Here is a 22,793-nt window from a genome sequence, read left to right on the forward strand (position 1 = left end):
TGAGTTATGGCAAAGAAGTCAACAGTAAAGAAAAAAGTTGTTAAGATTGAGGCTGTAGGACAGGCTCATATCCACTCGTCTTTTAACAATATTATTATCTCCTTAACCAATAACAACGGACAAGTTATTTCTTGGTCGTCAGCTGGTAAAATGGGCTTTAGAGGTTCTAAAAAGAACACTCCTTACGCTGCTCAGCAAGCTGCTACAGACTGTGGAAAGGTAGCTCACGATTTGGGGTTGAGAAAAGTAAAAGTATTTGTTAAAGGTCCAGGTAACGGACGTGAATCTGCAATTCGTGCAATCAATGCATGTGGAATCGATATTTCTGAAATTGTAGATGTTACTCCACTTCCACACAACGGATGTCGTCCTCCAAAGAGACGTAGAGTTTAATAAGTATAAGGTTTAATAAAAAATGTTAACTTAGGTATCTGAATTATTTTTTTTTGAATCCTCTCAAAAAAATCGCGGCATTTTTGTAGTTCAATACCGAGTAAACAAAGTTTCTATTATTAGAAAAATTTAAATTTTAAATAACATGGCTAGATATATAGGACCAAAGTCAAAAATTGCTAGAAAATTTGGTGAGCCAATTTTTGGACCTGATAAAGCATTTGAAAATAAAAATTACCCTCCAGGACAGCACGGTAACAGCCGTCGTAGAAAAAAGATGTCTGAATATGGGGTTCAATTGAAAGAAAAGCAAAAAGCGAAATACACTTACGGTGTATTGGAGAAACAATTCTCGAACTTATTTAAAAAGGCCGCAAGAAGTAAGGGTATTACCGGTGAAGTTTTGTTACAACTTCTTGAATGTCGTTTAGATAATGTAGTTTACAGATTAGGTGTTGCTCCAACAAGATCAGCTGCACGTCAGTTGGTTAGCCATAAACACGTAACTGTAAACGGACAGATCTGTAACATTCCTTCGTACACGGTAAAAACCGGAGATATTATTGGAATTCGTGAAAAATCGAAATCTTTAGAAGTTATTACCGATTCTTTATCAACTGCCAGATATAACCAAGCATCTTGGTTGGAATGGGATCAAACCTCTCTTAGCGGTAAGTTTCTTAACGTACCTGAAAGAACAGAAATTCCTGAAAATATCAAGGAACAGTTAATCGTTGAATTGTATTCTAAGTAATAAATAGTTAATAAGTAATTTATGGCAATTTTAGCTTTCCAAAAACCGGACAAAGTTATCATGCTCGACGCAGACGATAAATTCGGAAAATTCGAATTTCGTCCATTAGAGCCTGGATATGGTATTACAATAGGTAACGCATTAAGAAGAATTCTTCTTTCTTCATTAGAGGGTTTCGCTATTACAACTATCAAGATTCAGGGAGTTGACCATGAGTTTTCAACTATTCCAGGAGTTATCGAAGATGTAACTGAGATGATCCTGAACTTGAAACAGGTACGGTTTAAACAAAGAGTTGAGGAAGTGGACAATGAATTGGTGACTGTTACCATTTCAGATCAGGAAACTTTTACAGCAGGCGATATTAACAAGTTCCTTACCGGTTTCGAAGTGTTAAATCCGGAGCTTGTAATTTGCAGAATGGATAGCTCTGCTAAATTGCAGTTAGATTTAACTATTAATAAAGGTCGAGGTTACGTACCTTCTGTTGAGAACAAACCTGTTGATGCTGAATTTGGTGTTATTCCAATCGACTCTATTTACACTCCTATTAAGAATGTAAAATACGAAGTTGAAAACTATCGCGTAGAACAGAAAACAGATTACGAAAAGTTAATTTTCGAAATTACTACTGATGGTTCTATTCACCCAAAGGATGCATTGAAAGAAGCTGCTAAAATTCTTATTTATCACTTTATGCTATTCTCTGATGAAAAGATCACTCTTGATTCTGATGAGAAATTTGCGAATGAAGAATTTGATGAAGAAGTATTACACATGCGTCAGTTGTTGAAAACCAAATTGGTTGACATGGATCTTTCAGTTCGAGCTTTGAACTGTTTGAAAGCTGCCGATGTTGATACTTTAGGAGACTTAGTACAGTACAACAGAAACGATCTTCTTAAATTTAGAAACTTTGGTAAGAAATCTCTAACCGAATTAGATGATCTATTAGTATCATTGAATCTTACTTTCGGTATGGATATTTCTAAGTACAAATTAGATAAGGAATAAGGTAAAATGAGACATAGAAAGAAATTTAATCACTTAGGAAGAAAGACAGCTCATAGAAAAGCTATGCTTGCAAATATGGCTTCTTCCTTGATTTTGCATAAAAGAATCTCAACTACTACTGCTAAAGCTAAAGCTTTAAAAATGTATGTTGAGCCATTAATCACCAAAAGTAAAAATGATACTACTCACTCAAGACGTATTGTATTTAGCTACTTAAAACAAAAAGAAGCTGTTACTGAATTGTTCAGAGAAGTATCTCCAAAAATTACTAATAGAAACGGTGGTTATACTAGAATCTTAAAAACTGGTAACCGTTTAGGCGACAACGCTGAGATGTGTATTGTAGAGTTGGTTGATTTCAACGAAACTTACACAACTGAGAACAAAGCAGAGGCTAAAAAGTCAACCAGAAGAAGACGTGGTGGTAAAGCTACTGCTAAAGCTGAGGAATCTGCTGTTGAAGCTAAGGCTGAAGAAGCTACTGAAACAAAAGAAGAAAAGGGAGAAGAATAGTCTACCTTTAAATAATACTAAAGGGATAAAGTTTGGCTTTATCCCTTTTTTAATGCCCTAAAAATTTTTGTAACGTTTGCGTAGATTCTTGATGGGTTTTATATGCAAAAAGCATTATAATTTGCTTGAAAATGTCGAAATTTAGGGTTGAAAATTAAGAAGTTAAAATTATTTGCTATTATAATTATTTAATACGTAAGTTATGTCTGAAATTGTAAAGATTCACGGTCGTGAGATTCTAGACTCACGTGGAAACCCAACTATCGAAGTTGAAGTAACATTAGCAAGCGGTGTAATGGGACGCGCAGCAGTTCCATCAGGAGCTTCTACTGGTGAAAATGAAGCATTGGAGCTTCGTGATGGTGACAAAGCTCGTTACCTAGGTAAAGGTGTGCTTAAAGCTGTTGAAAACGTAAATACTGTTATTGCTGAAGCTTTAGTTGGTATGGACGCTACTGATCAGGTTGCTGTTGATACTAAAATGTTAGAGCTTGATGGTACTAAAACTAAGTCGAACTTAGGTGCTAACGCTATGTTAGGTGTTTCTTTGGCAACTGCAAAAGCTGCTGCTGATTACTCAGGTATGCCATTATATCGTTACATTGGTGGTACTAACGCTAATGTACTTCCTGTTCCAATGATGAACATCATCAACGGTGGTTCTCACTCTGATGCTACTATTGCATTCCAGGAGTTCATGATTCGTCCAGTTGGTGCTCCTTCATTCCGTGAAGCATTAAGAATGGGTGCTGAAGTATTCCACGCTCTAGCAAAAGTATTGAAAGGTAAAGGTCTTTCTACTGCAGTTGGTGATGAAGGTGGTTTCGCTCCAATGCTAGGCGGTACTGAAGAGGCTATCGAGTGTATCTTAACTGCTATCGAAAACGCTGGTTACAAGCCAGGTCGTAAAGAAGATGGTGGTGATGTTTCTATCGCTATGGACTGTGCTTCATCTGAGTTCTACAAAGATGGAGTATATGATTACAGTATTTTCGAGCCAAACGGAGTTAAGAGAAATTCTGAAGAGCAAGCTGCTTACCTTGCTGAATTGATCGAAAAATACCCAATCGATTCTATCGAGGATGGTATGGACGAAGGTGACTGGAACGGTTGGGTTGCTTTGAATGCTAAGATCGGTGATAAGTGTCAGTTAGTAGGTGACGATTTATTCGTAACTAACGTTGAGTACTTGTCAAAAGGTATCGAGTTGAAAGCTGCTAACTCAATTTTGATTAAAGTAAACCAAATTGGTACTTTAACTGAGACATTGAATGCTATTGAAATGGCGCACCGTGCAGGTTATACTTCAGTAACTTCTCACCGTTCAGGTGAAACTGAAGATGCTACTATTGCTGATATCGCAGTAGCAACTAACTCTGGTCAGATCAAAACTGGTTCTTTGAGCCGTTCAGATCGTATGGCTAAGTACAACCAATTACTTCGTATTGAAGAAGAATTGGGAGCTAACGCTAAATTCGGATGCTAATCCAATTAAGTATATAAAAGAAAAGGGATCCAATTGGATCCCTTTTTTATTGAAATATTTAGAGTTTAAACATACTCTTGAATTAGCTCGTAAATAGTTTTGCACTGGAATGGTTTCGACAAATATACATCCATTCCTATTTCTATCGAGATATCTTTATCGGCAGAATAATAATTGGCAGTAAACGCAATTATAGGAGTTGGTCTTTCAACCCCTCTATCTTCCTCAATTTTTCGGATTCTTAAAGATGCTTCAATACCACCCATAATTGGCATCTGTAAATCCATTAGAATAATGTCGTATTCTTCTTTTTGAAACTTTTCTACAGCCTGTTTTCCATTTTCTGCAATGTCAATTCTACCAACCTTGTTTTTCAGATACACCTCAAGGGTTTTTCTGTTGCTTGGTTGATCTTCAACCAATAAAACTTTTACGTCTCTAATGTCTTTATCGGTTTTGTTTGGATGAGTTTTAACAATTTGAATCGATTCGATAGTTTCTTCCCAATATATCTTTCTTTTAGTCTCAATGCCTATTTCTTCCAGCAATGCAGCTAGTCTTTCATTTACCGTTTTTTGCATATCTGATACCCCAATGATTAATATTTAAAAATAGAAAAATTAATGTACAATTAAAAAAATGTTCTTGTAAATTAATCAACATAAAACACTTTTATTCCTCACAATAATTCTTAATGTATTACATGCTAATCAATTTTAATCATGATGAACTATAAGCAAATTTTCTATTTTTGCAGTAATTGAGTTAGATAAATTAAAAACATACAATAATGTCAGACGATAAGAAGATTATATTTTCGATGATGGGGGTGAGTAAAATTTTTCCTCCTCAGAAAAAAGTATTGAATAACATTAACCTATCTTTCTTTTATGGTGCTAAAATTGGGATCATTGGTTTGAATGGTTCTGGTAAATCTACCCTTCTAAAAATTATAGCAGGATTAGAAAAATCATTCGATGGACATGTGGTTTGGCCTAAGGGACATACCATTGGATATTTGGAACAGGAACCTCAGTTGGATGATACCAAGACGGTAAAAGAAATTGTACAGGAAGGTGTTCAGGAAATCGTGCAGGTTTTGGCCGACTATGAAGCGGTAAATTTAAAATTTGCAGATCCGGAAGTGTTGGAAGATCCTGATAAGATGCAAGCCGTTATGGATGAGCAAGCTGAACTTCAGGAAAAAATTGACCGATTTGATGCCTGGAATTTGGATACAAAATTGGAAAGAGCAATGGATGCACTTCGTTGTCCTGATGGTGAAGCGCTTGTGAAGCATCTATCGGGAGGTGAACGCAGACGTGTAGCATTGTGTCGTTTGTTGCTTCAGGAACCAGATATCTTGTTGTTGGATGAGCCTACCAACCACTTGGATGCTGAATCAGTACAGTGGTTAGAGCAACACCTTCACCAGTATAGCGGTACTGTAATTTGTATCACTCACGACCGTTACTTCCTGGATAATGTTGCTGGATGGATTCTTGAGTTGGATAGGGGTGAAGGAATTCCTTGGAAAGGCAACTATACTTCATGGTTGGATCAGAAATCTAAACGATTGGCTCAGGAAGAAAAAGTGGCAAGCAAGAGAAGAAAAACTCTTGAGCGTGAGTTGGAATGGGTGAACATGGCTCCTAAAGCCCGTCAGGCGAAAAATAAGGCTCGTTTGAAAGCGTACGATACTTTGATGAACCAGGATGTGAAACAAAAGGAAGAGAAACTGGAGATTTTCATTCCGAATGGACACGATTGGGAAATAAAGTGATTCAAGCTAGAGAGGTTTCGAAAGGGTTCGAAAACAAATTGTTATTCGAAAATCTGGAGTTTGAGTTGCCACCTGCAGGAATTGTTGGTGTTATTGGACCTAATGGTGCAGGTAAAACTACCTTGTTTCGTATGATTATGGGATTGGAACAAGCAAACAAAGGAACTTTCGAAGTTGGTGAAACCGTAAAAGTTGGATATGTAGATCAGCAACATGCCGATATCGATCCTGAGAAAACCGTTTACGAAGTAATTTCGGGTGGTGGAGACTTGATTTCTGTTGGAGGAAGACAGTTAAATGCTCGTGCTTACGTGAGTCGATTCAATTTTTCAGGTGCAGATCAGGAAAAGAAATGCGGAGTGCTTTCAGGTGGTGAAAGAAATCGCTTGCATTTGGCATTAACTTTAAAGGAAGAAGCCAATGTGCTATTGCTTGATGAGCCTACCAATGATATAGACGTAAACACACTTCGTGCATTGGAGGAAGGTTTAGAGAACTTTGCAGGTTGTGCGGTAGTTATTTCTCACGACCGTTGGTTCCTTGATCGTGTTGCAACTCATATTTTGGCATTCGAAGGAAATTCGGAGGTACACTATTTCGAAGGAGGTTATTCCGATTATGAAATCAATCGCAAAAAACGTTTGGGCGATGAAGGACCTAAGCGTATCAGATATAAAAAATTAATCGCGGATTAAGGCAAAAGAGGGAAGGTTTTAAAAAGAATCTTCCCTTATTTTTTGTAACTTAAGCTAATATTATTCTTAATAAAAATATCATGAACGAATTTGCAACACCTAGCGATGAGAGAAATTGGGCAATGTTTTGCCACCTATCTGCGTTTTCTGGTTTAATTATACCTTTCGGAAATATTATCGGACCACTTATTCTTTGGTCGATGAAAAAAGAGCATTCAGCCTTGGTAGATCGAGAAGGAAAAAAAGCATTGAATTTTCAAATATCCATGAGTATCTATCTTTTTGTTTCTGCTTTCTTAATTATAATTGGTGTCGGGATATTGCTACTAATTGCACTTGGATTAATAAATCTTATTTTTGTGGTGATGGCGGTGGTAAAAACACTCAATGGTGAGGATTACCAATATCCGCTCAGTATAAAAATATTAAATTGATGAAATGAAATCTTTCTCATTATATAAGACAATCTACTTTTTAGGGATTGTCTTAATTTTTGTTGGTGGTTACCGATTATTTAAGAATCTTTCGTACGGCGATCTGTTGTTTTCTGCAGGTATTCTTTGCTATTCTGGTGTTCAAGTATTCTTGTTATTCTTCAAATCATTATCTGATTGGAAACTTTTTGAATACCTTAAACTTGCTGTGAATGTATTGTTTTTGATATCAATCATTCTATTGTTGATATTGAATTTACAAGAGTGGTATTATCCATTTATATTAGGTCTGTTGATTGATTTCTTCTCCAATATTTTAAAAAGAATAAGCAAACAACCTGTTTAAGTTTTGATCAAACTTGGTTTAATAGACGCTGTTCGTGTTCCCAAAGCCTGAAAAAAATATTTTCAAGCCTCTCATTTTGTGATAAGGCTCAAAAAGATATTTTCAAGCTTTCCCATTTTGTGAGAAGCTTCAAAAAGATATTTCCAAGCTTTTCCAATTTGTGAGAAGTCTCAAAAAGGTATTTTCAAGTTTCTCATTTTGTGAGAAGTCTCAAAAAGATATTTTCAAGCTATCTTATTTTGTGAGAAACCTCAAAAAGATTTTTTGAAGCTTTCCTATTTTGTGAAAAGCTTCAAAAGGATATTTTCAAGCTTTCCCATTTTAAGAGAAGTCTCGAAAAAATTTTTTCAAGCTTCTCATTTTGTGAGAAGCCTCACAAAGATATTTCGAGCATTCCGATTTTGAGCGAAGCTTCAAAAAGATTTTTTCACATATCATACTCTACTTAAGCCACAAACTGTGCTACTATCGAAATATTGTATATTTTTGTAGATCTGATAAAAAACCAAAATAAAGAATAAGAAATGGCTCAAAAACCGTCTATTCCTAAAGGAACGAGAGATTTTTCACCAGTTGAAATGGTGAAGAGAAATTACATTTTCGATACCATTAAAGAGGTTTTTCAATTGTATGGATTTATGCCGATTGAAACACCATCAATGGAAAATCTTTCTACTCTAATGGGAAAATATGGAGAAGAAGGGGATAAACTACTTTTTAAAGTGTTGAATTCGGGAGATTTTATCTCGAAAGTGCGCGATGAACAATTACAGGAACGTAATTCAGCTAAACTTACAACCAAGATTAGTGAAAAAGGTCTGCGTTACGACCTTACCGTACCATTTGCGCGTTACGTTGTGCAGCATCGTAACGATATTAACTTCCCTTTTAAGAGATACCAAATTCAGCCGGTGTGGAGAGCGGATCGTCCACAAAAAGGACGTTACCGCGAGTTTTATCAGTGTGATGTTGATGTAATTGGAAGCAATTCACTTTTAAACGAAGTTGAATTGATTCAGATTGTTGATGAAGTATATCGCCGATTACAATTGAATGTGGTTGTGAAGCTAAACAATCGTAAGATTTTGGCTGGTATTGCAGAGATTATTGGTGAAGCGGAAAAAATTATCGATATCACTGTTGCAATTGATAAGCTGGACAAAATTGGTTTGGATAACGTAAACAAAGAGTTGGAAGAAAAAGGAGTATCTGCGAAAGCAATTGAAACTTTGCAGCCAATTATTTTGTTATCGGGAACCAATGCTGAAAAAGCAGCAAAATTAAAAGAGCTTTTGGCTGATTCGGAAGTTGGAATGAAGGGTATTGAGGAATTGGAAACTGTATTCAATTATCTGGATAAACTTGATGTGAAAACAGAAGTTGAATTGGATTTAACTCTTGCCAGAGGTTTGAACTATTACACTGGAGCCATTTTCGAGGTAAAATCGAAGGATATGGAGTTTGGTAGTATTACAGGAGGTGGTCGTTACGAGATTTAACTGGTATTTTCGGTTTGAAAGACGTGTCGGGTGTTGGTATTTCTTTTGGTGCCGATCGCATTTACGATGTATTGGAGCAAATGGATAAATTTCCTGAAGAAACTGCTGCAACTACTAAGGTGCTATTTATCAATTTTGGTGAAAAAGAGGAGTTGTTCTGTTTGCCAATATTATCCCAATTGCGTGCTAATGGGATAAATGCTGAGATTTATCCTGCATCGCATAAAATGAAGAAACAGATGACTTATGCCAACAATAAGAATATCCCTTATGTGATTATGGTTGGAGAAAGTGAAATGGAAGAAGGAGTTGTAAGCTTGAAGAACATGGAAACCGGCGATCAGGAAAAATTAACTCCAGAACAATTGATTGAAAAATTAGCCTAAGCTAAAATGGTTGAAAATATATAAGGGCTGTCGATTGACAGCCCTTTTTTGTATTTTTTTAATTTCTCTCTCGTCGTTCCATATAACGGCCTTTTTCTTTAATTTTTCGAAGTAACATGCCTTGGAATTTTTTCTCGGTATGATAAAGTTCCAAGACCTTTTTTATAGGAAGTACCTTTTTAAACTTCTCATGATATTCCTTAATCAATTGCGCATCTTTAATTCGATACTCAATCATCTTATCACTAATTTGAACCAGCTCTTTATCGGGAATGCTATCTAAGCCATTTCTAATTTTGCGAAACAATACTCTACCTTCCTTTCTTAGTTGTTCTTTCTTGCTTTCCAATTCATTGTAAACAGGCCAGAATAATTGTGCTTCCTCAGGAGTTAAAGCCAATCTTTGAGTTATGAATGATATTTTCTGTGCTTGAATTTCTTTGTGCATTTTGGCATGGCCTTCACCTTTTCTATTTCCATGTTGTGCACTTGCCGACAAACAAAATGCCAGTAATATAGATATTGATAGGATTATTCGGTTCATATTTCAATAATTATAAGTTCGCCAATAATTCATCGGTTTCGATATCGTAATCCGAAAGATATTCAATAATTTCATCCGATGTAGTTTCTGACATGCTGTCAAAGAAAAAGTCAGATTCTACATTTTCAGTATTAACAGTACTGCTGTCTTCTATTTGTGAAACTTGTTGATTTTGGAAATCAGTAGGCACAGCAGTAGTCAAAATAAGTTTGGCTACAAACACAAATACAAGAACACTAGCAGCCATCCACATATAGGGTTTCAGAATTTGAACCCAATTCTTTTCCTTTGGATTCTCTTCCTGTTCTATTCTTTCACTAATTCGATCACTTAGGTTCTCGAAGTAATTTTCAGGAACTTTAAATGGTTGATCTTTTTTCATATCCGACAGATTATTCATGATTCGTATATTTCTTAGACTGTCAAAGTTCTGTTTGGTTTAATCAATTAATTTTTAGATTGATATTGCTAACATTCCAATTTTAGCAGAGATTCAATTTTTTTTTACAGCATGATGATAGGAGGCTTTTAAAGCTCCAACCGAGGTTTCAAGAATTTCAGACATATCTTCGTACTTCATTTCATCAAAATACTTCATATTAAATACCAATCGTTGCTTTTCTGGCAATTGTAATATTGCTTTTTGAAACTCTATTTGTGCCTGATTTCCATCAAAATATTCATCAGCTTCCATATTTGCAATCAGCATGTCTTCAACCTCTTTATTGGCAAAGGCAATACTTCTTCTTTGCTTGTCTTTCAGAAATGTTAACGATTCGTTGGTTGCAATTCGATACATCCAGGTAAAAAGCTTTGCATCGTATCTAAAGTTAAGCAAGCCTTTCCAAATTTTCACGAAAGTGTTCTGCAAAACATCATCGGCATCATCGTGCGATAATACAATTTTCCTGATTTGCCAGTACAATCTTTCCTGATATTTCTTTACCAAAAGGGAAAATGCTTCACTTTGAGTTTTCTTATCCTGAAAAAGTTGTAAAATTTCTTCGTCAGTTTTTTGATTCATCAATTCTGATTCTGTTTTTTATACCATTAAATATTGCTCGGTATTAATCAAAGCACATTGGCTTTAATGCGATAAATGCATGATAAAAGTAACGATTTGCAACTGTATCACGAAAGGTAAGACTCAATTCTTTTGAAAAGGTTTAATAGCAAGACAAAAAAAATCCGGAATCAATTTGATTCCGGATTCATATCTTGAATTGTGAGTTATTTTTGAAGAAGAGCTTCAACTTCTTTCACAACATTTTCAGCAGTATAACCAAATTTTTCATCAAGAACTCCAGCAGGAGCTGAGTAACCAAAATGATCTAAACCAACAGATTTTCCGTTAGCGCCAACTAATCCTTGAAGAGTAACAGGCAAACCAGCAGTTAAACCAAGCACAGGAATTCCAGCAGGAATTACTTCGTTTTGGTATTCTGTAGATTGTTGTCTGAATAAACCTTCAGAAGGAACTGAAACAATTTGTACTTTCAAACCTTTGTCAGCCTTCAAAATTTCAGCACCAGCAACCAAAGTAGAAACCTCAGAACCACTAGCCAATAGAATTACATCAGGAGTAGATTCTGGTTTTTCAACAATGTAAGCACCTTTTTCAGCAGCCAAAGCTTCTTGATATCTGTTTCCGCTTGCAGCAGGAAGATCTGTAATGTTTTGACGAGATAAAATCAATGCAGTTGGAGTTTTAGTGTTCTCCATAGCCATTTTCCATGCAACAGTAGTTTCATCAACATCCGCAGGACGAAGAGCCAATAAGCTCATTTCTCCTGAGTGATTTTTCAATTGCTCCAATAAACGAATTTGAGCTTCTTGTTCAATTGGCTGGTGAGTTGGTCCATCTTCACCTACACGGAAAGCATCGTGAGTCCAAATGTACTTCACAGGAACTTCCATTAAGGCAGATAAACGCACAGCAGGCTTCATATAATCAGAGAATACGAAGAATGTACCACATGCAGCAGTAACACCACCATGTAATGCAATACCATTACAAATTGCAGCCATTGTTAACTCAGCAACACCAGCTTGCAAGAATGCACCAGAGAAATCACCTCTAACAATTGCTTTTGTCTGCTTTAAGAATCCGTCAGTTTTATCTGAGTTACTCAAGTCGGCAGATGAAACAATCATGTTGTCAACATTCTTTGCCAACTCAGCCAATACAGCAGAAGAAGCAGCGCGAGTTGCACCTCCTGATTTCTGTACAATTGCAGCATAATCGATTTCTGGAGCATTACCGCTAAAGAATTTTTCCAATTTAGCAGCTAGTTCAGGATTTGCTTTTGCCCATTCAGCTTGTTCAGCTTTTTTAGCAGCAGCATATTCTTGTTTCTTTTTAAGAACTTCGTTGTAGTATTCTTCAACTTCAGGGAAAATCTGGAATGGATTCTCAGGATTACCACCTAAGTTTTCGATGGTTTTATCTAGAGAAGCACCAGCAGCACCTAATGGCTGACCGTGAGTTGATACCATATTTTCAAAGCTAGCGCCTTCAGCATCCACAGCACCTTTTCCCATTAAGGTTTCACCAATAATAAGAGTAGGACGTTCTGTTTCGTTGTTAGCAGCAAGCAAAGCTACGCGAATTTCTGAAGCGTTGTTACCATCAATGGTAATTACGTTCCATCCCCAAGCTTCGTATTTTTTAGCTGTATCTTCAGTTGTAACTTCTTCAACTTTTGTAGATAGCTGAATGTTGTTTGAATCGTAGAACATGATAAGGTTACTTAAACCAAGAGTTCCTGCAATTCTACCAGCACCTTGTGCAATTTCTTCCTGAATACCTCCATCAGAAATAAAAGCATAAGTTTTGTGAGACATCCAATCGCCAAAACGAGCTGCTAAGAAGCGCTCAGCAATTGCAGCACCTACAGCCATTGTATGACCTTGTCCTAATGGACCAGAAGTATTTTCAACACCTCTTTCGAAATCTACTTCAGGGTGACCTGGAGTTGGAGAACCCCATTGTCTGAAGTTTTTCAGATCATCCATGCTATAATTTCCTACTAATGCAAGAATAGAATATAACATTGGAGACATATGACCCGGATCAAGGAAAAATCTATCACGATTAATCCAAAGTTTATCGGTTGGGTCGAAGTTTAAAAATTCGGAGTAAAGTACGTTTACAAAATCAGCACCGCCCATGGCACCTCCAGGGTGACCTGATTTTGCTTTTTCTACCATAGCAGCTGCAAGAATACGGATATTATCCGACGCCTTATCAGTTACTGTAAGATCCACTTGGTTGTTCATTTCTTTTAGATCCATTTGAAATTAAATGAGATTTTAATGATAAAAACTTGGTAAGGTTTTATTTAATGGATGCAAAGATATACAAAAATGTTTTCCTACATGAGCGAATCTGATCTAAATAATAGATACTTAGAGAAAAGTAAGACTTTTTATAAAACTGTAGATCAATACATTTAGAATCTTACAGATCTTGACTTTCCCGGAAATATCTCAAAGCTTGTTTTTCTAGAGTTTTGAGATAGTGAAGCATTCTTGTTCCTGTAGATTACATGATAAACACCCGGTTGCAAGGTTAGGGTTTCCCTTAACTTTTTATCATCAATGTCATAAATCCATTCCAGTTTACCCTTGCGTTGTACAAAAAGACTGCATGGCCCGCTCGATGGTTTAAAAATGGTAGCCAAGCCAGGTTGAGGAATTTTAATACTGGTTGTAGCACTTTGGGCAATCTTTATATTCGGAATTGTAATTCTTGGAAGGGTAAGAATTTCTAAGTTATACTTACCTGTTATGTATTTAATACTTTGATTTACTTTTTGTGTATTGATAATCTGCGTATCGATTTTAACAAGAGTTTCTAAATCCTTATACATATTTGATCTGTTCGACTCTATTTTTAGAAATCCTTGTGGTGCATCAAATCCAATTTTGTTATGTTTTCCCGGTTGAATGGTAACACTATCCCTGTGAAGTTCTGGAATGGTGTGGATGGTAATGTTGTAGGTTAAAAGAGGATCAATATATAAGGTGTCCGGATTTCCTTTTGCATTAAGAGTGTGCATAAATTGATAGCGAACCTTTCCTGAAACTTTGTTGTAGAAGGTCATTGCAACATCAGTTTCTGTTGGAGAACCATTGGCATCTATCAAATTTACCTGGGCAGATGTTTTATTTAAAACTTGAGACATTACATATTCTAATGTGCCGCCAAATTTTTCTTCATGTTCAACTTGCAAATAGTTTCCAATACATTCAAAACTACTTTTGAAATTTACATCTAGTCCAATCCCAATAATAAAAGGTTTTAGAATGATGCCAGCTTTTTGCAGTTTGTCGGATACCAGACATGGATCACCGTCACAAGCTTCTACGCCATCGGTAATTAAAATTACAACATTGCGAATTCCATCTTCGGTAACCGGAAAGTCATTGGCTGCCAATTCCAATGAATGCGCTATTGGAGTGGTTCCTTTGGGAATAAGGTATCGTAAAGTTTGTCTGATTTTTCCAGTATTATTGGGAGAGAATGGAACTTCAAGCTTGGTGTCGTTACAATCCTGAGGTGGAACCGGACTTTGATGGCCGTATACCCTTAATGCCATTTCCACATTATTTTCGCATTCCAGGCTGTCTACCATTCTGATTAGAAACTTTCTGGCAATATCTATTTTCTTTGATTTTTCCCAATAGCCATTCATACTTTGCGAGGCATCGAAAATGAAAAGAATTCTTGTTTTTTCTTCAGCTTGGGAAACTTGGTTTTGCGCAAATAATTTACTGGCAAAAATTATAGATAACAGGGCGATGATAATGTGGGTATATCGTTTCAAAACAAAATATTAATAATTTACCTGACAAAAATACGAAACCATTTATTATTAAATAGCTTAATCAATCCAAAAAGATAAAGTTTTCACTTTCCTGCTCTATAATCCGCTCTACAATTCTCAAATTATCAATACTCTGCAACCTCATAATTTTAGAAGAAATATCGGTTGAAGCACTAAATAATTCAATAGCTTTTGTTAGTTTTTTTCTTGCTTTGATGAAGTAATAATACTGTAATGCGTCAATATCTCCTTCGTAGTTTAAAATAATTCTTGCAAATCGATAATATTCCATTGCCAAATTGAATTTGTTAGCTGGATTTACACGATAAATTTCATCTGCAGTTTTTAATCTTCGTTTGGCATTCGTTAGTTTGTTATACTCCAAAATACTGTCAGTAAAATTATAGTTTTCAGGTGCTTCATTCAAATGTTTGATGATAGCTACTTCACCAGCATTGAATACCTCCAAAGGGACAGGATTTTTTAAAAATTGCCACATTGGTATTAATGGCAAATGCGTATTAATAAATTCTTCTGGCATAGCCATAAAAAATTCATTGGCTTGGCTTTTTATTCCTGTATACTCTAAAATCGCATTGGCCCAACTTAAATCGAAACAAAACCAAACTCCATCAACTTTTGCCACGTTCCATGCATGTGTGGCACGATCCTGCAATGCTCCATTTTTAGTAATATATCCACTAATTGAATAACATTCGATTCCCGACTGATCACAGAAATATTGAAATAAACGAGAAAATCCTTCACACACAGCTTTTCTTCGCTTTAAAACACAAACTGGAGATGAACAATTGTTTGAACCAATATAGAATAACACTTTGGGATCATACAATAGCTCAATTTGATTTCTGTATTTGATGTTTTTAATAATCCAAAAATAGAAGGCTCTAACAGCTTCGGTTTGATTGGTGGTAGGTTCGATTAAATAATTGTGGAGATTAATAATGTTATTGGCAACACTATCAGGTGTTTTTCTAACATGCCTGTCGATATGACTGAATTTAATATTTCGAGACTCCTGAGCATTTATCAATGCAAAAGGAATAAAGGACAGGAGTAATATGACTATTAATTTTCGATTCATACTTGTGATATAAAACTAGTAAAATATAAGTTAAATAGTTCATATCGTAAGATTCTTTTTAAACGATTAACATTTTTTTAGGAGATCATAAGGAAAATTGGCACATCGGAAATTTAAATGTACTTTTGCACAGATTTTTAAAAAAATAGAATAAAAAGCAAATCAAATTAATATAGAATTGCCATGGCATTACAGTGCGGAATTGTAGGATTACCAAACGTTGGTAAATCGACTTTGTTTAATTGTTTATCAAATGCAAAAGCTCAATCGGCTAACTTTCCATTTTGTACAATTGAACCAAATGTGGGAGTAATTACAGTACCTGATGATAGATTGATTAAACTTTCAGATTTGGTTAATCCTGAAAGAGTGCAGCCAGCAACCGTTGAGATTGTTGATATTGCAGGTTTGGTAAAAGGTGCGAGCAAAGGTGAAGGTTTGGGAAATAAATTCCTTTCCAACATTCGTGAAACTGATGCTATTATTCATGTATTACGTTGTTTCGATAACGATAATATTACACACGTAGATGGTAATATTGATCCGGTTCGCGATAAAGAAACAATCGATACGGAGTTGCAATTGAAGGATTTGGAAACAGTTGAAGCACGTCTTCAGAAATCTGCAAAAATTGCTCAAACTGGTAAAGATCCTAAAGCTAAAAAATTAGTAGAGGTGTTAAACCGTTACAAAGAAGCTTTGGAACAAGGTAAATCAGCAAGAACAGTTGAGCTGACTGAATCGGAAGAAGAAGTAACAAAAGATCTTTATTTGCTAACAACCAAGCCAATTCTTTACGTATGTAATGTTGATGAAGCTGCAGTAAAAGAAGGTAACAAGCATGTTGATGCAGTAAAAGAAGCTGTAAAAGATGAGAGTGCCGAGATTTTGTTGATTGGTGCTGCAATTGAAGCGGATATCGCAGAATTAGAAACTTATGAAGAGAAACAAATGTTTCTTGAAGATTTAGGTCTTGAAGAACCAGGAGTGAACAAGTTGATTAAAACTGCATACAAATTATTGAACTTGGAAACTTACTTTACCGCTGGTGTAAAAGAAGTTCGTGCATGGACTTATCCTAAAGGTGCAAAAGCTCCTCAAGCTGCAGGTGTTATTCACACTGATTTTGAGAAAGGTTTCATTAGAGCAGAGGTAATTAAATACAGCGACTACATAGAACTTGGTTCTGAAAATGCTTGTAAAGAAGCTGGAAAAATGAATGTTGAAGGTAAAGAATACGTTGTACAGGATGGTGATATCATGCACTTCCGTTTTAATGTATAAAAACCAAAGCAAAAATATAGATGATGGCCATTCAGTTTTGAGTGGCCATTTTTTTGCATACTTACGAAGTATAAATAATTTCAAACAATAACAGTATCTTTGCCACTGACAATGAATTTATCTGATTCATTGCTAATTATTCATTATTAATTGATTTAAGATGTTACGTACACTATTGCTAATCGGCATGGGAGGTTTTTTGGGAAGTATTTCCCGATTTTTAGTTGGTCAGGCATTGCACCGCTTTTTCGATACCGTTTTTCCTATTGGTACCATGACTGTTAATATTGTAGGTAGTTTTATCATCGGAGTTGTATACTCGCTTGCCGAACGCGATAATTTAATTAGCCCTGAAATCAGGATGTTTCTTGCCGTAGGTTTTTGTGGCGGCTTTACCACATTCTCATCCTTTGCATTCGATAAACTGAATCTTTTAAAAGACAGTGGATTTTTGTATCTTTCTTTATATCTGGGAGGAAGCGTTTTTCTTGGTTTATTGGCAGTATATTTAGGTACCCAGATTTATAAATTGTTTTAGTTAAGATTTTAGAATGAGAGTTTCAGTTCTACGATCTGACATTTCAATCTGAAGCGATGAAATTAAAGGGCAAGGCAAAATTACTTCGAGTATTTATTGGTGAAGCTGATAGGGTGTACCAGCGTCCTTTGTATGAATCCATTGTTTATGGAGCAAAAAAATACGGCATGGCTGGCGTTACAGTTCATCGTGGAATCATGTCTTTTGGAGCCAGTTCAAGAATTCATACTTCTAAAATATTTGCGCTTGCCGATGATTTGCCAATAATTGTTGAGATTGTTGACTCCACCGAAAAAGTAGAAGGTTTCCTTCATATCCTGGAACTGTTAATCGAGAAATCGGGTGGTGGAGGACTGATTACCATGGAGCAGGTTGATGTGATCCGTTATCAGGCCCAATCTAAATAATATTGCAATACTGCACAACAGTTCCAGAAATCAGAGTGAATCCATTATATTTGTTGCGGACAATTTTTTAACGCGAACATTTTTTAAGGATGAACAAACGAATCGGATTTATATTACTGATATTTTTTATTGCCAACCTATCATTAGCTCACGCACAACGAACTCGCAAAATTCCTTCTGAACAACCTAAACTGGTTGTAGGAATCGTAGTAGATCATTTGCGTCCTGATTATTATTTCCGATTTTCAAACCTGATTGGAGAAAAAGGGTTTAAGCGTTTAATGAATCAGGGAACCTACTGTAAAAATGCGAAGTTTAGCTATTTGTATTCACAAACAGGTCCCGATCATGCAACCATATTTACCGGAACGCCGCCATCTTATCATGGAGTAATTTCGCATGGTTGGTACGATAGATTATCAGGTGAACTAAACTTGGCCAAAGATGATAGGGATGCAAAAATTGTTGGTATTGAAACCAAAGAAAAAGGCAAATCCCCAAAAAACTTATTGGCACCAACCGTTGGCGATGAAATTAAACTATTCAATCATCACTCCAGGGTAATTGGAGTTGGTTTAAATGCCGAATCTGCATTATTTTCTGCAGGTCATGGAGCTGATGGAGCTTACTGGATGGATGATTTATCAGGAAAGTTTGTTACATCTTCACACTATCAGGATACTCTTTACAATTGGGTAAGTGAGTTCAATAATAAGAATTTTGCCGATTTCTATATGGATCGTATCTGGACGCCATTCGATGGACAAGACAAACCAGGAATTTCAGAAAAAATTTTGGGTAAAGTTGGACTATCTTCAGATTTCTATTACGATTTGAATAAGGAGAAGAGAACCTACGGATATAAAGCCATCAAGGCAACTCCATTTGGAAACATGCTGGTAAAAGATTTTGCCATTTCTGCCATAATAAATGAAAATTTAGGGCGCGATGACGATACCGATTTTCTAGCCATAACCTTTTCATGCTTGGATTACAAACACAGGGAACTTTCTCCTTTTTCTGCCGAAATGATTGATAACTTTATCAGATTGGATAGAGAAATAGAACACTTTCTGAATTTCCTTGATGAGCAGATCGGCTTGGAAAATGTGCTTGTGTTCCTAACTGCAGATCAATCGGCAAACTACACGCCTGAAAATTTAAAAGCACAAAATATTCCTAACGGATATTTTAGCTCCTACAACGCAATGGCATTACTAAAATCATACTTGAATGTTTTGTATGGGAGTGGTGATTGGATTTTAGGATACGATTCTCAACAGGTTTATTTAAATCATCAGTTGATTGAAGATTCGAAACTATCCTTGGAGGAGATGCAGTTAAAAGCTGCCAACTTCTTGATTCAGTTTACAGGTGTGGCCAGTACAATTCCAGCCAGCAGTTTAATTACTGCAAACTATACGCATGGGGTGATGCAGAAAGTGCAGCGTTCGTTCAATCAAAAACGATCAGGAGATGTACTGATTACCCTTGAACCAGGCTGGATGCACAAGACGAAGGATGAGAGAGATGAAATTGCTCAATACAGTTACACAAATCAGGTTCCACTGTTTTGGTATGGATGGAAAATCAAACGCGGTACAGTATCTCGCACGGTTTATGTAGAAGATATCGTTCCAACAATTTCTAATTTCTTGAACATTTCGATTCCCGCAGGTTGCGACGGTAATCCTATTGAGGAGTTAACGCAGTAATCAAGATTTTTTGAAGGAACAGATTTGATTAGGCTTATACTCCAATAAATTTTTAAGGAAGTACATAAGATTATACTGCCAAAGCAATGTTTTTTTTAAAATACATATGTAATGGTGGCTATACCTCAATTAATTTTTATAGAAGCATGCTTTATCATGCTGATAAATCATTTGTTTTTTTAGGATTCCATTTGCATATTGGTTTTGTTACTTTCTACTTTGGTAGAAGGGCATAAAATGTATTTGGCGAGGTAATTGCTTTTTTGAGATTAGTATTTAGCTATAATTTTATACTCTTCTTTTTTTTCAGAAAGGGGGATAATGATACTAGGAGGTCTATTGTTTTTTTTATATGGAGCTTTTACGATGATTTTATAGCCTTCTAATTTGGCAGAGAGATCTAAAATGATGATGAAAGGCTAATTATTTTTTTAAAACCTGTGTTTCTTGATCATTTTTTATGCTGATTTATTTTAAAGAATAAACCAACAAATATTCATCAAACTGGATGTATTGGAAAGTATAAGATTCAGAAAAATCATCACGGCAAACTTCCCCTGTGAATGTATCCTGATCCGGTGAAAAATGATGAATCTTCAACTCATCAATTAAATGCACATCCTTTTTGCCATAGAATTTAATTAGACATTCTTTTGCACACCAGTGTTGGTATAGGTGGAAAGTTCGATCTTGATCTGAAATATTTTCCAGCTCCGATTCAGAAAGAAATCGCTTTGCAATTCTATGAACCCTATCTGATAAGTATTCCATATCTAAGGCAGGAATGGATTGCTTGCATACAAATATGGCAGCAAAATTTTTAGTATGGCTGATGCTAATATTTAAATCGGAACCAACTAAAAATGGTTTCCCATGTTCGTTGTTCTCAATTCTTAAATCAGAAGAAATGTATTGCTGAACCAGCAATCGGGTAGCTAAATACTCTTTTTTCCTCGATTCACTGCCAAAACCATTGTATTTTTCAAGCTCTTTATCGTCTAATTTAACTTGATTTTTGAGGTAATCTATCTCTTCATCAATTTTCCAGATGTATAGATTACAGTCCTCGCTAATATGTAGGTGTTTAAATAGAGGCATTCGTTTCAGAATATTATTTTGACCACTCTAAGCTTTCTATCAACTTTACCACATCTTTATCGATATACTGAATTACCGGAGCCAATGAATCTTGGTTTGGATGTTCTTTAAAGTAAAGTGCACCACGCAAAAAATGCTTGGTACTGTCGGTTGCAACAAATTGCACCGATGAGGCAGCATTTCCTTTGATTCGATAAATTAGTGCATATACATTTTTATCCTGATTTAAGAATGCCTGCTCACCAATAGCATCAGCTTTAATACTGTGTTTGTATGCCATTTTTCGCGAATCTTCAAGGTACTCCTCCACATTTCCATTTACACTTTTATAGCTTAAATGAATTGTAGCCTTATAATCGGGATACTGAATGTTTAACCAATATTTTTCGGCCCCTTTACTCTTGTCAACGCTCACATTGGCAATCGACAATCTATCGAAACTATATGGGTAATTATTGCTCCAGTTTTCATACTGTTTTTCTGGCAAATCAATACGAAAATAGCCTTTAGGTTTTGGTGTGTATTTCTCTTTACAGGATATAAAACCAAGTGCAAGAAAGGCAATAAGAGTGTATGAAACGAACTGAGTTAACTTCATTTTGTACTGTATTCAGATGTAATGTGTTTTATTTGGCTAATTTCGCTTTAGGAGGCAGAAAACGAATTTTTTTGATTCGTCTATTGTCAACAGCTTCTACAATAAATTTAAAATTCTGGTGCGAGAATTCTTCCTTCTTCTGAGGAATTTCACCTTTCATTTCCAGTAAAAGACCCGCCAAAGTATCGGCGTCACCTTTTATATCTTCAAATATATCAGAATCTACGTCAGTTATTTTAAAGAAGTCGTTTAGTAGAGTTTTTCCTTCGAACAGGTAAGTGCCATCTTTTTCAAGCGTATAAGTTTCCTTTTCTTCATCCGACTCATCGGTAATGTCTCCAATAATTTCTTCCAGGATATCTTCCATGGTAATAATTCCGGATGTACCCCCATATTCATCAACAACAATGGCCATATGGTTTTTCTGAGTCTGAAACTCTTCCAACAAATCGTTGATCTTTTTGGTTTCAGGCACATAAAATGGCGGCCTGATTATAGATTGCCAACGAAAAGTGTTTGGTTTATGGTGATGAGGCAACAGGTCTTTCACATACAAAATACCTCGCACGTTGTCGAAAGTCCCATCGTACACCGGAATTCTGGAATAACCCGAATCGATTAGAATCGATTTTAGTTTCCCAAAACCAGTTCTTACATCAATGGCAACCACATCCACTCGCGATTTCATAATTTCCACCACATTAATATTTCCAAAATTTACAATTCCTTCCAGAATTTCCATTTCCTCACTGATTTCATCGGCAGTTAATTCAAGCGCCTGCGATAAATCACCCATGGAAATATTTTGCTTTTTGGAAATTCGTTTGTTAACAATCGAAGTGGATTTAATTAGAATTACCGACATGGGTCTGAAAATCTTTTCCATATAGAACAAAGGAAAAGCCATGAATTTTGAAAATCTAACTACAGTTTGCGTGGCATAAACTTTTGGAATGATTTCACCAAAAAGCAATAACAGGAAAGTAATAATTACCACCTGAACCAAAAATCCAATGGTTGGTGCATTTGAGAAATCTACTATCGAATTGGTAATAAAGCTGGAAAGAATAACGATTCCAACATTTACAAAGTTGTTCCCAATTAGAATAGTTGCCAGTAGTTCCTCAGGCATTCTTAAAAGTTTTAACAACTTTCTGTTTTTGTGATTTTCTTCTGCCTCGATATCACTTATTTGCTGTGGGGATAACGAAAATAAAGCAACTTCAGAACCTGAAATCAAAGCGGAGCAAAATAAAAGAAGTACCATTACAAGTAAACTTATAATGGTACTTATATCTAAAGTGTGAAAAACAATATCAGAATTGTTTAAAAATAGTGTTGAAAAACTGTCTGTTTCCAATTTTTTCTCAAG

The 22,793-nt window shown here is 35.7% G+C and carries 25 protein-coding genes; 15 read left to right on the forward strand and 10 right to left on the reverse strand.

The window, feature by feature from the left end; translation table 11 throughout:
• Positions 1-6 precede the first annotated feature (6 nt).
• The 5 genes from rpsK to eno all read left to right on the forward strand — a co-directional run bounded on the left by rpsK (position 7) and on the right by eno (position 4,160).
• Positions 7-393, forward strand: a complete 387-nt coding sequence (gene rpsK, locus JCM15579_RS00340; protein ID WP_054714094.1) for a 30S ribosomal protein S11 — start codon at positions 7-9, stop codon at positions 391-393.
• A gap of 145 nt (positions 394-538) precedes the next feature.
• Positions 539-1,147: a 30S ribosomal protein S4 gene (gene rpsD / locus JCM15579_RS00345; RefSeq protein WP_054714097.1), complete on the forward strand. Its 609-nt coding sequence runs from the start codon at positions 539-541 to the stop codon at positions 1,145-1,147.
• 21 nt (positions 1,148-1,168) lie between these two features.
• Positions 1,169-2,161: a DNA-directed RNA polymerase subunit alpha gene (locus JCM15579_RS00350; protein ID WP_054714099.1), complete on the forward strand. Its 993-nt coding sequence runs from the start codon at positions 1,169-1,171 to the stop codon at positions 2,159-2,161.
• Between the two features lie 6 nt (positions 2,162-2,167).
• Entirely contained in the window at positions 2,168-2,674 is a 507-nt protein-coding gene (gene rplQ, locus JCM15579_RS00355) for a 50S ribosomal protein L17 (RefSeq protein ID WP_054714102.1), read from the forward strand.
• Between the two features lie 202 nt (positions 2,675-2,876).
• On the forward strand, positions 2,877-4,160 hold the full coding sequence (gene eno, locus JCM15579_RS00360; RefSeq protein ID WP_054714105.1) for a phosphopyruvate hydratase: 1,284 nt from the start codon (positions 2,877-2,879) through the stop codon (positions 4,158-4,160).
• Positions 4,161-4,225: 65 nt separating this feature from the next.
• Here eno and JCM15579_RS00365 read toward each other — a convergent pair whose 3' ends face one another.
• A complete protein-coding gene (locus JCM15579_RS00365; protein ID WP_054714108.1) occupies positions 4,226-4,741 on the reverse strand; it encodes a response regulator in 516 nt (171 codons plus the stop codon).
• A 209-nt stretch (positions 4,742-4,950) separates the two neighbouring features.
• On the opposite strand from JCM15579_RS00365, the gene JCM15579_RS22400 reads away from it, so the two are divergent.
• From JCM15579_RS22400 to JCM15579_RS21125, 6 genes are all read left to right on the forward strand, one after another.
• Entirely contained in the window at positions 4,951-5,943 is a 993-nt protein-coding gene (locus JCM15579_RS22400; RefSeq protein ID WP_245625773.1) for an ATP-binding cassette domain-containing protein, read from the forward strand.
• The gene (locus JCM15579_RS22405) at positions 5,928-6,638 is read left to right on the forward strand and encodes an ATP-binding cassette domain-containing protein (RefSeq protein ID WP_245625774.1); all 711 of its coding nucleotides are present in this window, start codon (positions 5,928-5,930) and stop codon (positions 6,636-6,638) included. The genes JCM15579_RS22400 and JCM15579_RS22405 overlap by 16 nt, the downstream gene beginning before the upstream one ends.
• Before the next feature lie 80 nt (positions 6,639-6,718).
• Complete coding sequence (locus tag JCM15579_RS00375) at positions 6,719-7,072, forward strand: DUF4870 domain-containing protein (protein ID WP_054714111.1); 354 nt, start codon at positions 6,719-6,721, stop codon at positions 7,070-7,072.
• 4 nt (positions 7,073-7,076) lie between these two features.
• A complete protein-coding gene (locus tag JCM15579_RS00380; RefSeq protein WP_054714114.1) occupies positions 7,077-7,418 on the forward strand; it encodes a hypothetical protein in 342 nt (113 codons plus the stop codon).
• A gap of 524 nt (positions 7,419-7,942) precedes the next feature.
• Complete coding sequence (gene hisS, locus JCM15579_RS00385; RefSeq protein ID WP_245625775.1) at positions 7,943-8,917, forward strand: histidine--tRNA ligase; 975 nt, start codon at positions 7,943-7,945, stop codon at positions 8,915-8,917.
• Positions 8,918-8,940: 23 nt separating this feature from the next.
• Positions 8,941-9,303, forward strand: coding sequence for a His/Gly/Thr/Pro-type tRNA ligase C-terminal domain-containing protein (locus JCM15579_RS21125; protein WP_245625789.1), 363 nt, complete (start codon positions 8,941-8,943; stop codon positions 9,301-9,303).
• Positions 9,304-9,361: 58 nt separating this feature from the next.
• Here the strand turns inward: JCM15579_RS21125 and JCM15579_RS00390 are convergent, their stop codons facing one another.
• The 6 genes from JCM15579_RS00390 to JCM15579_RS00415 form a co-directional block, all read right to left on the reverse strand.
• Entirely contained in the window at positions 9,362-9,847 is a 486-nt protein-coding gene (locus tag JCM15579_RS00390; protein WP_054714117.1) for a hypothetical protein, read from the reverse strand.
• 10 nt (positions 9,848-9,857) lie between these two features.
• The gene (locus tag JCM15579_RS00395; RefSeq protein ID WP_054714120.1) at positions 9,858-10,247 is read right to left on the reverse strand and encodes a hypothetical protein; all 390 of its coding nucleotides are present in this window, start codon (positions 10,245-10,247) and stop codon (positions 9,858-9,860) included.
• 93 nt (positions 10,248-10,340) lie between these two features.
• Positions 10,341-10,871: an RNA polymerase sigma factor gene (locus JCM15579_RS00400; protein WP_054714123.1), complete on the reverse strand. Its 531-nt coding sequence runs from the start codon at positions 10,869-10,871 to the stop codon at positions 10,341-10,343.
• 206 nt (positions 10,872-11,077) lie between these two features.
• On the reverse strand, positions 11,078-13,141 hold the full coding sequence (locus tag JCM15579_RS00405; protein WP_245625776.1) for a transketolase family protein: 2,064 nt from the start codon (positions 13,139-13,141) through the stop codon (positions 11,078-11,080).
• 158 nt (positions 13,142-13,299) lie between these two features.
• Complete coding sequence (locus JCM15579_RS00410) at positions 13,300-14,676, reverse strand: vWA domain-containing protein (RefSeq protein WP_054714126.1); 1,377 nt, start codon at positions 14,674-14,676, stop codon at positions 13,300-13,302.
• A gap of 61 nt (positions 14,677-14,737) precedes the next feature.
• Positions 14,738-15,781: a transglutaminase domain-containing protein gene (locus tag JCM15579_RS00415; protein ID WP_083464479.1), complete on the reverse strand. Its 1,044-nt coding sequence runs from the start codon at positions 15,779-15,781 to the stop codon at positions 14,738-14,740.
• Between the two features lie 183 nt (positions 15,782-15,964).
• On the opposite strand from JCM15579_RS00415, the gene ychF reads away from it, so the two are divergent.
• From ychF to JCM15579_RS00435, 4 genes are all read left to right on the forward strand, one after another.
• Positions 15,965-17,065, forward strand: coding sequence for a redox-regulated ATPase YchF (ychF, locus tag JCM15579_RS00420; RefSeq protein ID WP_054714132.1), 1,101 nt, complete (start codon positions 15,965-15,967; stop codon positions 17,063-17,065).
• 160 nt (positions 17,066-17,225) lie between these two features.
• Positions 17,226-17,603, forward strand: a complete 378-nt coding sequence (gene crcB, locus JCM15579_RS00425) for a fluoride efflux transporter CrcB (RefSeq protein WP_054714135.1) — start codon at positions 17,226-17,228, stop codon at positions 17,601-17,603.
• A gap of 56 nt (positions 17,604-17,659) precedes the next feature.
• Positions 17,660-18,010, forward strand: a complete 351-nt coding sequence (locus JCM15579_RS00430) for a DUF190 domain-containing protein (RefSeq protein ID WP_054714137.1) — start codon at positions 17,660-17,662, stop codon at positions 18,008-18,010.
• 89 nt (positions 18,011-18,099) lie between these two features.
• Complete coding sequence (locus tag JCM15579_RS00435; RefSeq protein ID WP_054714141.1) at positions 18,100-19,725, forward strand: alkaline phosphatase family protein; 1,626 nt, start codon at positions 18,100-18,102, stop codon at positions 19,723-19,725.
• A 468-nt stretch (positions 19,726-20,193) separates the two neighbouring features.
• On the opposite strand, the gene JCM15579_RS00440 is transcribed toward JCM15579_RS00435, so the two are convergent.
• From JCM15579_RS00440 to gldE, 3 genes are read right to left on the reverse strand one after another with little or no spacing between them, the layout of a single operon-like run.
• Entirely contained in the window at positions 20,194-20,823 is a 630-nt protein-coding gene (locus JCM15579_RS00440) for a 4'-phosphopantetheinyl transferase family protein (RefSeq protein WP_054714145.1), read from the reverse strand.
• Positions 20,824-20,836: 13 nt separating this feature from the next.
• Positions 20,837-21,421, reverse strand: a complete 585-nt coding sequence (gene gldD, locus JCM15579_RS00445) for a gliding motility lipoprotein GldD (protein ID WP_054714148.1) — start codon at positions 21,419-21,421, stop codon at positions 20,837-20,839.
• 28 nt (positions 21,422-21,449) lie between these two features.
• Positions 21,450-22,781: a gliding motility-associated protein GldE gene (gene gldE / locus JCM15579_RS00450; protein ID WP_054714152.1), complete on the reverse strand. Its 1,332-nt coding sequence runs from the start codon at positions 22,779-22,781 to the stop codon at positions 21,450-21,452.
• Positions 22,782-22,793: the final 12 nt, after the last annotated feature.

This window comes from Marinifilum fragile JCM 15579 (genome assembly GCF_001310955.1).
In the GTDB taxonomy this organism is placed as follows: domain Bacteria; phylum Bacteroidota; class Bacteroidia; order Bacteroidales; family Marinifilaceae; genus Marinifilum; species Marinifilum fragile.

Coding starts and splice junctions, on each gene's coding strand:
- ychF (WP_054714132.1), top strand. CDS start 15,965: ATGGCATTACAGTGCGGAATTGTAGGATTACCAAACGTTGGTAAATCG.
- crcB (WP_054714135.1), top strand. CDS start 17,226: ATGTTACGTACACTATTGCTAATCGGCATGGGAGGTTTTTTGGGAAGT.
- JCM15579_RS00430 (WP_054714137.1), top strand. CDS start 17,660: ATGAAATTAAAGGGCAAGGCAAAATTACTTCGAGTATTTATTGGTGAA.
- rplQ (WP_054714102.1), top strand. CDS start 2,168: ATGAGACATAGAAAGAAATTTAATCACTTAGGAAGAAAGACAGCTCAT.
- hisS (WP_245625775.1), top strand. CDS start 7,943: ATGGCTCAAAAACCGTCTATTCCTAAAGGAACGAGAGATTTTTCACCA.
- JCM15579_RS00395 (WP_054714120.1), bottom strand. CDS start 10,247: ATGAATAATCTGTCGGATATGAAAAAAGATCAACCATTTAAAGTTCCT.
- gldD (WP_054714148.1), bottom strand. CDS start 21,421: ATGAAGTTAACTCAGTTCGTTTCATACACTCTTATTGCCTTTCTTGCA.
- JCM15579_RS22400 (WP_245625773.1), top strand. CDS start 4,951: ATGTCAGACGATAAGAAGATTATATTTTCGATGATGGGGGTGAGTAAA.
- eno (WP_054714105.1), top strand. CDS start 2,877: ATGTCTGAAATTGTAAAGATTCACGGTCGTGAGATTCTAGACTCACGT.
- JCM15579_RS00365 (WP_054714108.1), bottom strand. CDS start 4,741: ATGCAAAAAACGGTAAATGAAAGACTAGCTGCATTGCTGGAAGAAATA.
- rpsD (WP_054714097.1), top strand. CDS start 539: ATGGCTAGATATATAGGACCAAAGTCAAAAATTGCTAGAAAATTTGGT.
- JCM15579_RS00380 (WP_054714114.1), top strand. CDS start 7,077: ATGAAATCTTTCTCATTATATAAGACAATCTACTTTTTAGGGATTGTC.
- JCM15579_RS00435 (WP_054714141.1), top strand. CDS start 18,100: ATGAACAAACGAATCGGATTTATATTACTGATATTTTTTATTGCCAAC.
- JCM15579_RS00440 (WP_054714145.1), bottom strand. CDS start 20,823: ATGCCTCTATTTAAACACCTACATATTAGCGAGGACTGTAATCTATAC.
- JCM15579_RS00400 (WP_054714123.1), bottom strand. CDS start 10,871: ATGAATCAAAAAACTGACGAAGAAATTTTACAACTTTTTCAGGATAAG.
- JCM15579_RS00350 (WP_054714099.1), top strand. CDS start 1,169: ATGGCAATTTTAGCTTTCCAAAAACCGGACAAAGTTATCATGCTCGAC.
- JCM15579_RS00390 (WP_054714117.1), bottom strand. CDS start 9,847: ATGAACCGAATAATCCTATCAATATCTATATTACTGGCATTTTGTTTG.
- JCM15579_RS00375 (WP_054714111.1), top strand. CDS start 6,719: ATGAACGAATTTGCAACACCTAGCGATGAGAGAAATTGGGCAATGTTT.
- JCM15579_RS00405 (WP_245625776.1), bottom strand. CDS start 13,141: ATGGATCTAAAAGAAATGAACAACCAAGTGGATCTTACAGTAACTGAT.
- rpsK (WP_054714094.1), top strand. CDS start 7: ATGGCAAAGAAGTCAACAGTAAAGAAAAAAGTTGTTAAGATTGAGGCT.
- JCM15579_RS00415 (WP_083464479.1), bottom strand. CDS start 15,781: ATGAATCGAAAATTAATAGTCATATTACTCCTGTCCTTTATTCCTTTT.